This is a genomic window from Kroppenstedtia guangzhouensis (assembly GCF_014637345.1).
Lineage (GTDB): Bacteria > Bacillota > Bacilli > Thermoactinomycetales > DSM-45169 > Kroppenstedtia > Kroppenstedtia guangzhouensis.
In genome coordinates this window covers 52,421-61,081 of the sequence record NZ_BMEX01000014.1, presented here as the reverse complement: position 1 = coordinate 61,081, position 8,661 = coordinate 52,421, and the positions used below count along the sequence as shown (strand labels likewise).

Here is an 8,661-nt window from a genome sequence, read left to right as displayed (position 1 = left end):
GAACGCTTGATCTCGCTGCTTCCGCCACTCGAGGAGGGAAAGCCTCTCTCGCGGCGACAAGAACTATCTTATCATGCTCTGCAGTTCCTGTCAACAGCTTTTTTGATTTATTTTGTTGAGCGGTTTGCACCGCTATTCGTTGTCTTAAGGACAAATAGTATATTAGCATGCTTCCGGAGTAGAGTCAACACCTTTTTATTTACAGAAGAAAAAAGCGTTCCTCCGAAGAGGCGCGCTTGGATATCAGCCTATTTTCCCTCTGGCGAAACAGAACAAACACCCTTGTGGAGATTTATTTTCCAGTAGAGTAACCAGAGCTGAAGAGGCCCGGTTCCCCCGTTCCATGAAGGTCATCCAGAAGAGGGGAACCACTCTGGACCTGGCTTCACAAACACCATGATCCGGAGAGCAACACATAAATACATTGGGATGCCACCAAAAATTGTTTTGATCTAGTCTCTTCTTAAACGTCTTTTACCGTTCATCAACCGGACGGCCTTTCCTCCCATCCTACGCTTCTACCACTCTCCCAGTTCAGGGGCAGATGGATAGTATGTTAAGTTAAGCTTCCTCATTCACCTTGACTTTGGAAGGCCAAAAGCTGATTTTCCCAAGTAACGTAATCACAGATGGCAAAAGCAATCCTCTGACCAGGAAAGTATCCATCAAGATCCCCAAACCGACAGCGAAACCAAACATAAACAGCTCCAGGATGGGCTGGGTCATGAGAACACCGAAGGTGGCCGCGAGAATCACACCGGCGGAGGAAATCACACCCCCGGTCATAGACACTCCCCTGCTGATCGCCTCTTTCAGTTCAAGATGGTTGTTTTCTTCCCGAATCCGGGACACCAACATGATGTTGTAGTCCACTCCGAGGGCGACCAAGAACACAAAGGTATACAACGGAATGCGATAACTCATCTCGGGCAGGTCAAAGATCTTGTCAAAGATGAACGTACTGAGTCCCATCGCCGCTCCATAGGAGAGGAGAATCGTGGCGATCATATACAGCGGTGCCACCAGGGAACGGGTTTGAACTCCCAGCAACACGGTGATCAAGAGCGTGACAAACAGAATCACCCATTTCGTGTCGCTCTCGTTCAACTCCCGCACGTCCACTTGCCTTGCCGTTTCCCCTGCGAATTGGAGGGTGTGGTTTTCCGGGGACAAACCGCTTTTCCTCAAAATATCATCTGAATGTGTTTGGATCGACTCCAAATGATCCAAAGAAGATTGGTCGTAAGGATTGTCTTTGAAAGTCAATTGGATACGGGCAGCCTTCCCGTCTTCTGACACGATCTCTCCGTTTTTCATGACGGCAACTGCTCCTCCGTGAGCCGGCTCCAGATCGGTGGTGACCCTCTTCACACCCTCCTGCTTTTCCAGAACATCCCGCAGAGCCAACAGCTCTTTATGATGGAGCTTCTCCGATCCCGTCAATAATAGGGTGGTGGGAGCCAAATCACCTTTGGAATAGTGATCTTCCAACAGTTCAAAACCGACCCGGGAGTTCATATCTTCGGGAAATGATTTGATCAGATTGAAGGAGTACTGAGTCTGCGTCATATTGAGAGCAAACAAGGCCAACACAGCCACCATCACAATGGAGATGATTCCCGGTTTACGGATCACAAATCTGCCCACTCGGGACCAGATCGAATCCTTTTTGATTTCCGGATCTCCCACCTTGGGGATCGAAGGCCAGAAAGCCTTTCGGCCAAACAGGGCAAACAAGGATGGCACCAGAGTCAGGCCGGCAACCAGAATAATCGCCATCGTGATGGAGAAGACCGGTGCAAAGCTGTGGTATGGCTTGTAATCAGCGATAAACAGAACCAGCATGGCGGCCAAAACGGTACCACCGCTGAAGAAGATCGGTTCCCACACATGCTTCATCGCTTCACTCATGGCCTCATATTTATTCTCCCGTTTCTTCAACTCCTCGCGGAACCGGGAAAAGACCAACAGCGAATAGTCCGTCAGAGCGGCAAACAGAAGAATGCTCGCAATGGACACCGATTGGGAGTCCAGTTCGAACCAACCGCTCTTGGCCGAAAATCCGAGGAATCGATCCATTACCTGATATACGATTCCCGACACCAACAAGGGGATGACAGCAAGCAACGGAGACCGATAGATCACGATCAAAAGGATTAAGATCAGCCCGATGGTGGAAAAAAGCAGTACCAAGTCCGCATTGGAGAAAATGGCGATCGTATCGGATGCGATCCCTGCCGGCCCCGTTATTTTCAGCTCAGTGGAACCGGAAAGAAACGAATCCCCCTTTTCCTTAAATTGAGTGACGGTTTCATTAATGTCCGACATCTCCAGCCCATCTTTGAGTATCACTGGCAAAACCAGTGTCGTTTTATCCTTTGACAAAAAGGATTGTTGGGCCGGTTTTGGCAACTGGTGATAAGGAGGTGCCTCCTTGATCGTATCCGGAGCATCATCTGAATGTAGATACTTACTCATTTCGCCAACCTGTTTCAGATCGTCGGATTTTAGCCCATCCTGATGATGAAAGACAAGAAGTGCCGGTGTCCCCCCTTCATCAGGAAAATAACGTTTCAATTCCTTCCCGGCGATGACGGACTTCGCCTGCTCCGGCAAATCACCGCCATTGACATTTACAGCATATTCATTAGCCCCGGCGGAGAGTCCGCTGATCAATACAGCCGCAACCAACCAGACAATGAGACTGACCTTGGCTCCCTTCCGACTGGAAACCGCCGAAGTCAGCGATTGAATCCATCGCTTCATCCTTTCACACTCCTCTACTGTTTATCGCAAAATGTGGGCGAAAAAACAAGACAAACTGACACATGTGTCAGATTCACGCAAAAAAAAAAATCAAATGGTCTTCCATTTTTTAATTATATCGGTCCCGACACATGTGTCAATGAACGAATTGTATCCATCTGGGAACATTCGAGCCAGCTGAACCCGTCATTTTTAATATATGCCGGGAACAGACTGTCCCTTTCAGAAGAATCACAATCTCAGTTGAAACCCTTCGTATAAGAGACGGAAGACTTGATCCCCGGAAATCTGCTCTCCCCGCATCGCATCCGGCAGCTGAATGGAGGAAAAGATCATGGCAGCGATCAGCGATGTCGACAGGTCTCTCCGAATCTCTCCTTCCGATTTCGCCTCTTCAATCGCATCAACAATCCAGCTGTAAACGGTTTGGTGACTGTCTGAAAGTTGCTTGATGGAAGCATTCACTTCCGGTGAAACTGACCTGTCGATCATCGGCAAAATCTGTGTGATCCTGTGAATCTGTGAATACCGCATAAACACAGCCAAATATCCTTTTAATCGCTTCAAAGCCGGATCCGATGCCCATTCTTGACATTCCTTCATGATCTGGTTCATCACCCGCTCCATATAAACGAGGATCAGCTGTTCCTTACTGGAATAATATTCGTAGATCGTGCTTCTTCCCACGCCCAGTCGTTCGGAAAGTACTCCAAAATGGAAGCCATTATAACCCCTCTCCAACAATAATGCCTCTGTAACCGCAAACAACTCCTGTTTATCCACTTTTCTTCTTGCCATTTAGGATCACCTTTTCGTCTGTTCCGGTTCGATCATGGGCAGGTATCCCCCTGCTCTTTCCCCACACATTATAACACCCCGGCAACCTGAACTAAAAATCCGCAAGCACCCAGAGGGCTTGCGGTTTTTCATCAATCAAACCTTTTTCCATTGATCTCAAAACTGGTGGTCACATCCGCCCGAAGGGATTGGGAAACGGAGCAATACTTGTCACGGGAAAGGTCCACTGCCCGTCTCACTTTTTCTTCCGGCAGATCCCCTTCCAAACGGTAATGAATGTGCACTTGGGTGAACCGGCGCGGATGCTCCTCTGCCCGTACTCCTGATACTTCCATATCAAAGGATTTCACCTGAAGGCGCATCTTGTCCAGAATGCTGACGATATCAATTCCGGAACAAGCCCCCACTGCCGTCAGCAACAGTTCCATCGGCCGGGGACCCTGGTCTTCCCCACCTGTCTCGGGGGAAGCATCCAGGGTGACCCCATGCCCGGAAGGTGTCCGGGCTTCAAACTGCATCTTTCCTTTCCACTGAAGGTCGGTTTTCATTTTCATTCCCTCCGGTTTCGCTCTATTTGGCAAAAAAGACGATCAGTCCCGATTCGATCACGGCAGCTGCCGCCAACATCACCACCATCCCGGCAAGAAGCGGTGTGATCCTTCCCAGATAATCGGACCAGGCTTTTCGGTTTGCCTGCCTGAGACGGGGCGAACCCAAGCCAATCACGCTTTGGAACACCAGGATGCCCAACCGAATACCGTAAGCTGCGGCCAGGATCACTGCCGGCAACTCCAGGATCCCGTGGGGGAGAATTTGTGTAACAAACAGAATCAACGGGTGAATCCCCGACTGTTCGGCTGCTGCTCCCAGGATCACCCCCACCAACACCCCGTTAAAAACTAAGCCCAGTATCGGATAAAAACCGAAAAAGAGGCCGGTTCCGATCATCGTCATCGAAGCAAACAGGTTGTTAAAAAAGATCAGCCCAAATGTGTCCACCCAACCGGGGTTTTTCCCGATGGTCTTCGCCTTTTGTATAAATTGATCCCAAACTCCGGCCTGTTTCAACCATTCACCGGCAGGGCCGCTGGCAAGGTAACCAGAAACAATGGCCAGGATGAACAGCAAAGAGGCGATGGTGATCAACTTTTTCTCCGTTCGGATCGCCTCCAAAAATCGGTGCATACCAGCCCTCCTCCAATTTCATTCATAACCCTCGTCCACCGGAATACATTTAGTATGGGACAGGTACCCAAGCCCATACGAAGTGGTCGGAGGTGCAAGGATGAGATTTTTTTGGGTCTTATCGGGGAAACGGATCAGACGGGCCCTGATGGCCGTAGTGGCGATTTTCTTCGCGTTGGGAATCTTCTATGCCGAGCAGGAAAACATCCAGGTCTTTATGCCTCTGAATTCCGGTCCGGCGGCGATCTACAGTGTGGACACAGATAAAAAACAGCTGGCGTTGACCTTTGATATCAGTTGGGGGGAAGAACGGACAGGCCCAATTTTGGATGTACTGGAACAAAAGGGAGTGAAAAAAGCGACGTTCTTTCTCTCTTCTCCCTGGGCGGAAACCCATCCGGACGTGGTGAAACGCATCGCGGATATGGGCTTTGAAATCGGGAGTCACGGCCACCGCCACGTCAATTACAGCACCTTGAACGAAGAGCAGATCCGAACGCAGATTCGAAAGGCTCACCAGATTTTGACGGGATTGACCAAACAAGAGCCCAATCTGATCCGTTATCCCAATGGCGACTTCGACAAACGTGTGTTAAAAATCGCCGATCAGCTGGGATATACCTCCATTCAATGGGATACAGACTCCTTGGATTGGATGAATCCCGGCAAAGAAAAGATTATCAACCGGGTGATCAGTCGGGCCCACCCAGGAGACATCATCCTGATGCACGCCAGCGATTCCAGCAAACAGCTGCATGAAGCCCTGCCAGTGATCATCGATAAACTTCAAAAAAAGGGATATCAATTCGTCACTGTCTCCGAATTGATCGCCGGTTCCCAAGTGGAACTGAACCCCGTCGATTAACAACCGGACTCAACGGGTCCGGCTCTTTTGTCTGTCTTCCTCCTTGCTTTCCAACAACCGATGGAGTTGCATCATCTGCCAAGTATTACAAACCAGCAAAACCAGCACCATCAGCAGGATCATCGGAAAAGAATTTTGTTCCAGGGAAGGGATGGCTTCCAACACTGTGGCGACCACCATAAAAAACAGAGCCGGAATCCAGGAGGCCCGCGTGGTGGCTTTCACCTTGAACCAAGCTGCCACCCACGCCACCCCCAGAATCACTGAAGGTAAAATCCAAGGTCCGGGAGTCCCCGTTTTTTCAGCGGAAATCTGAAACAACCAAATCAAGACCCCTGCCATCGCAAGCAATTGTAATGCTTGGTAAACGTATGGATTGCGGATAAATCCCTTGGCCACCATATTAAACACCAAATAAGCAAAGAAACCCATTTGGGCCACCACACCGAACAACACCCCGGCCCACAGGATCGAGGTGAATCCCACTCCCAGGGAGCCATATATCAATTTGACGAACAGACTTGCCAGCGGCGCGGTCACAATTCCCAGTGCCACAGTGGTCCAAAAAAGGAAAAACATCTTTCGGATTGTCATGAATTCGGCCTCTCCTTTGATAAATACCCATTGCCAACCTTTCATTTCATTATAACGAGGAACAGCCTGAATGGAAACGGAGCGTTTCGTGACAGAAATTGCGGGAGAGCACCTCACTCTACAGTTATTATTTCCCGTTGTTATAAATCTGTCGGGTACCGCCCATATTAATGGTGAAGTTCTCAAGGAAGGGCGGACCTTTCATGTACAGAGCACCACAGCGGGCACTCCCACTGATCTTATCCTTACTTCTGGTCATCCTCACTTCCTGCAGCCCCAACTCCAAAACGGAAAGCAGACAACAAGGTTACCGGGAATCAAAACAGTTGGTGATGGATGTCCTCCAGACCCAGGAAGGAAAAAAAGCCTTAAAGGAGATCATCCGGGAACCTGATTTCAAAAGGGAGATCATCATTTCGGACCAGGATGTTGAAAAAGCGATCACTCAGTCGATGACCGATCCAAAAATGAGAAAACAACTGGAGCGGCTGTTCGAAAAGCCCCAGGTGGCCGCCAGCTTTGCCAAGGCGACACAAAAAGAGCAAAAAGATCTGTTCAAACAGTTGATGAAGGACCCCGAATATCAGAAGATGATGCTGGATCTCCTTAAAGACCCGGAATTCTCCAAGCAATTGAACCAAGTGATGAAAAGCAGGGAAAACCGGAAACAGATGCAAAAAGTGATGGAAGAAGCTCTGGAGAGCCCCACCTTCAAGGAGAAATTTCTCAAATTGCTGAGTGAAGCCATGAAAAAACCGCCTTCAGAAAAAGGCGGCCAGCCGCAGGGGGGAGGCCAAGAAGAAGGAGGGGGTAAAGAGAAAAAAGAGAGTGAAATGGGGACTTAGAAGGTTTGTGAAAAAGTCGTCACAGGGAGGATTCTCACATGGGAAATCATTTATCAGCTTTCGGAAAGCCTCTGCCATCAACATGCAGAACCATCTAATTCTCACTGGCTGATCGGACCGGTGTCATACCGGTCTTTTTGCTAACCTGGAAGACGCCACTTCATCACCTATCTTCCATTCTCTGTTTCCAGCCCACAAACTGGTGAGCGGAATTAAACAGTGTGGGATACACCATCAGTCCCAGCAAAATGCTGACCAGAGCACTGGAGGCTGTAAAAGAAAACATCACTAACAACTGATAGCGGACCGCTTCCACCGGGCTGGTCCCGGCGAGAATCAAACCCGTCATCATCCCGGGAAGCTGTACCAGACCCACTGTTTTCATCGAATCGATGATCGGAATCATACCAGAGCGAATCGCCCGATGGGTGGCCCTTCGACTGGCTTGCGCTCCGGTGGCCCCCAGAGAGAGAGCCACCAGGATCTCTTCCTTCATTGTCTCCGCGTTCTCTTTCATCCGGTTCAAGAGGAGAGAGGAGACCACCATCGCATTTCCCACCAACATTCCGCTGATGGGGATCATTTCCTGAGGGCGGGGTTCAATCATATTCAAGCCAAGCATCATCCCGAGTGTCAAACCGGATACAGTCGCGATGGTGACAAAGACCCGGATGAAGATCCAAGGGATGCCGACTCCCCGGGAAGCGGAGTTTCTGGATGCCACCAGGATGGACAGAAAAATCATCCCCAGGACGAAATACCACCGGTCCGCGTCGAAGATCAGTTGCAGTACATAGCCGATCGCCATCAACTGGATGGCAGCCCGAACGGTGGCGATCAGAATTTCCCGTTCCAATTTCAATTTCAACCAGAGGGAAAGAGCCATGGCAATGACAATAAACCCCAATGTGGCGACGGTTGCAGTGGTACTCATCTCATCACCTGCCCCGGGATGAGCCGACCCTCTTCCAGTTGCCATAAAACATCTGCCACTCTTTCCGCCTGCTCCCGGCTATGGCTGATTAACAGAACAGTACGTCCCTGATCCCGGGCCCTGATCATCATTTTTTCCACAGTGTCGACGCTTTTGGGATCAAGGGAGGATGTCGGTTCATCCAACATCAGGACAGGAGGGTCCAACATCAGGGAGCGGGCCAGGTTAACCCGTTGTCTCTCCCCTCCCGACAACTCATCCACGTGTCGCTTCAGGAAGGATTCGGGCAGTCCCACCTGTTCCAGCACCTCTCTCATCCGCTCCGTCGATGCCTTTTTACCCTGAAGAGACAAGGGATAGGACAGGTTTTCCTCCACCGTGTCCAAAAACAGGATCGGGGTTTGATGAACATAGTGCACCTCCCGACGCAGACGAACCGGATCCCATTTTGTTAGGGGAATCCCCTGATAAGTGATCTCTCCTACATCGGGATTTTCCAGGCGGTTGAGGAGACGAAACAACGTGCTTTTCCCCGTTCCGGAAGGGCCCATCAAGACTACCAGTCTCCCCTGGGGAATCTCAGCGGAAATCCTGTTCAGGGGGGTTACAGTCCCATTGGTGCTGCAGTATCGTTTGGTTACCCCGTCGATCCGAATCAACGCTCCCATATTTTA

The 8,661-nt window shown here is 50.0% G+C and carries 9 protein-coding genes; 2 read left to right on the top strand and 7 right to left on the bottom strand.

The features are described from left to right. Positions 1-561: 561 nt before the first annotated feature. From IEV46_RS14350 to IEV46_RS14335, 4 genes are all read right to left on the bottom strand, one after another. The gene (locus IEV46_RS14350; protein WP_188433235.1) at positions 562-2,766 is read right to left on the bottom strand and encodes an MMPL family transporter; all 2,205 of its coding nucleotides are present in this window, start codon (positions 2,764-2,766) and stop codon (positions 562-564) included. 231 nt (positions 2,767-2,997) lie between these two features. Beyond that, the gene (locus IEV46_RS14345; RefSeq protein ID WP_188433234.1) at positions 2,998-3,564 is read right to left on the bottom strand and encodes a TetR/AcrR family transcriptional regulator; all 567 of its coding nucleotides are present in this window, start codon (positions 3,562-3,564) and stop codon (positions 2,998-3,000) included. A gap of 131 nt (positions 3,565-3,695) precedes the next feature. Further along, positions 3,696-4,112 (bottom strand): OsmC family protein, encoded by a 417-nt coding sequence (locus IEV46_RS14340; RefSeq protein ID WP_188433233.1) that lies wholly within the window; start codon positions 4,110-4,112, stop codon positions 3,696-3,698. 22 nt (positions 4,113-4,134) lie between these two features. Then, positions 4,135-4,749, bottom strand: coding sequence for a stage II sporulation protein M (locus IEV46_RS14335; RefSeq protein ID WP_188433232.1), 615 nt, complete (start codon positions 4,747-4,749; stop codon positions 4,135-4,137). A gap of 100 nt (positions 4,750-4,849) precedes the next feature. Here IEV46_RS14335 and pdaB point away from each other — a divergent pair, with 100 nt between their 5' ends. After that, positions 4,850-5,614, top strand: a complete 765-nt coding sequence (gene pdaB / locus IEV46_RS14330; protein ID WP_188433231.1) for a polysaccharide deacetylase family sporulation protein PdaB — start codon at positions 4,850-4,852, stop codon at positions 5,612-5,614. A 9-nt stretch (positions 5,615-5,623) separates the two neighbouring features. Here the strand turns inward: pdaB and IEV46_RS14325 are convergent, their stop codons facing one another. Then, complete coding sequence (locus tag IEV46_RS14325; protein ID WP_188433230.1) at positions 5,624-6,208, bottom strand: KinB-signaling pathway activation protein; 585 nt, start codon at positions 6,206-6,208, stop codon at positions 5,624-5,626. A 203-nt stretch (positions 6,209-6,411) separates the two neighbouring features. Here IEV46_RS14325 and gerD point away from each other — a divergent pair, with 203 nt between their 5' ends. After that, positions 6,412-7,053 carry a spore germination lipoprotein GerD gene (gene gerD / locus IEV46_RS14320; RefSeq protein WP_188433229.1) on the top strand — a complete coding sequence of 214 codons (642 nt, stop codon included), beginning with the start codon at positions 6,412-6,414 and terminating at the stop codon, positions 7,051-7,053. Positions 7,054-7,216: 163 nt separating this feature from the next. Here the strand turns inward: gerD and IEV46_RS14315 are convergent, their stop codons facing one another. Both IEV46_RS14315 and IEV46_RS14310 read right to left on the bottom strand, forming a co-directional pair. After that, positions 7,217-7,987, bottom strand: coding sequence for an ABC transporter permease (locus tag IEV46_RS14315; protein WP_188433228.1), 771 nt, complete (start codon positions 7,985-7,987; stop codon positions 7,217-7,219). Further along, on the bottom strand, positions 7,984-8,655 hold the full coding sequence (locus tag IEV46_RS14310) for an ABC transporter ATP-binding protein (RefSeq protein WP_188433227.1): 672 nt from the start codon (positions 8,653-8,655) through the stop codon (positions 7,984-7,986). The genes IEV46_RS14315 and IEV46_RS14310 overlap by 4 nt, the downstream gene beginning before the upstream one ends. Between the last annotated feature and the right edge of the window lie 6 nt (positions 8,656-8,661).

Coding starts and splice junctions, on each gene's coding strand:
- gerD (WP_188433229.1), top strand. CDS start 6,412: ATGTACAGAGCACCACAGCGGGCACTCCCACTGATCTTATCCTTACTT.
- IEV46_RS14340 (WP_188433233.1), bottom strand. CDS start 4,112: ATGAAAACCGACCTTCAGTGGAAAGGAAAGATGCAGTTTGAAGCCCGG.
- IEV46_RS14345 (WP_188433234.1), bottom strand. CDS start 3,564: ATGGCAAGAAGAAAAGTGGATAAACAGGAGTTGTTTGCGGTTACAGAG.
- IEV46_RS14350 (WP_188433235.1), bottom strand. CDS start 2,766: ATGAAGCGATGGATTCAATCGCTGACTTCGGCGGTTTCCAGTCGGAAG.
- IEV46_RS14310 (WP_188433227.1), bottom strand. CDS start 8,655: ATGGGAGCGTTGATTCGGATCGACGGGGTAACCAAACGATACTGCAGC.
- pdaB (WP_188433231.1), top strand. CDS start 4,850: ATGAGATTTTTTTGGGTCTTATCGGGGAAACGGATCAGACGGGCCCTG.
- IEV46_RS14315 (WP_188433228.1), bottom strand. CDS start 7,987: ATGAGTACCACTGCAACCGTCGCCACATTGGGGTTTATTGTCATTGCC.
- IEV46_RS14325 (WP_188433230.1), bottom strand. CDS start 6,208: ATGACAATCCGAAAGATGTTTTTCCTTTTTTGGACCACTGTGGCACTG.
- IEV46_RS14335 (WP_188433232.1), bottom strand. CDS start 4,749: ATGCACCGATTTTTGGAGGCGATCCGAACGGAGAAAAAGTTGATCACC.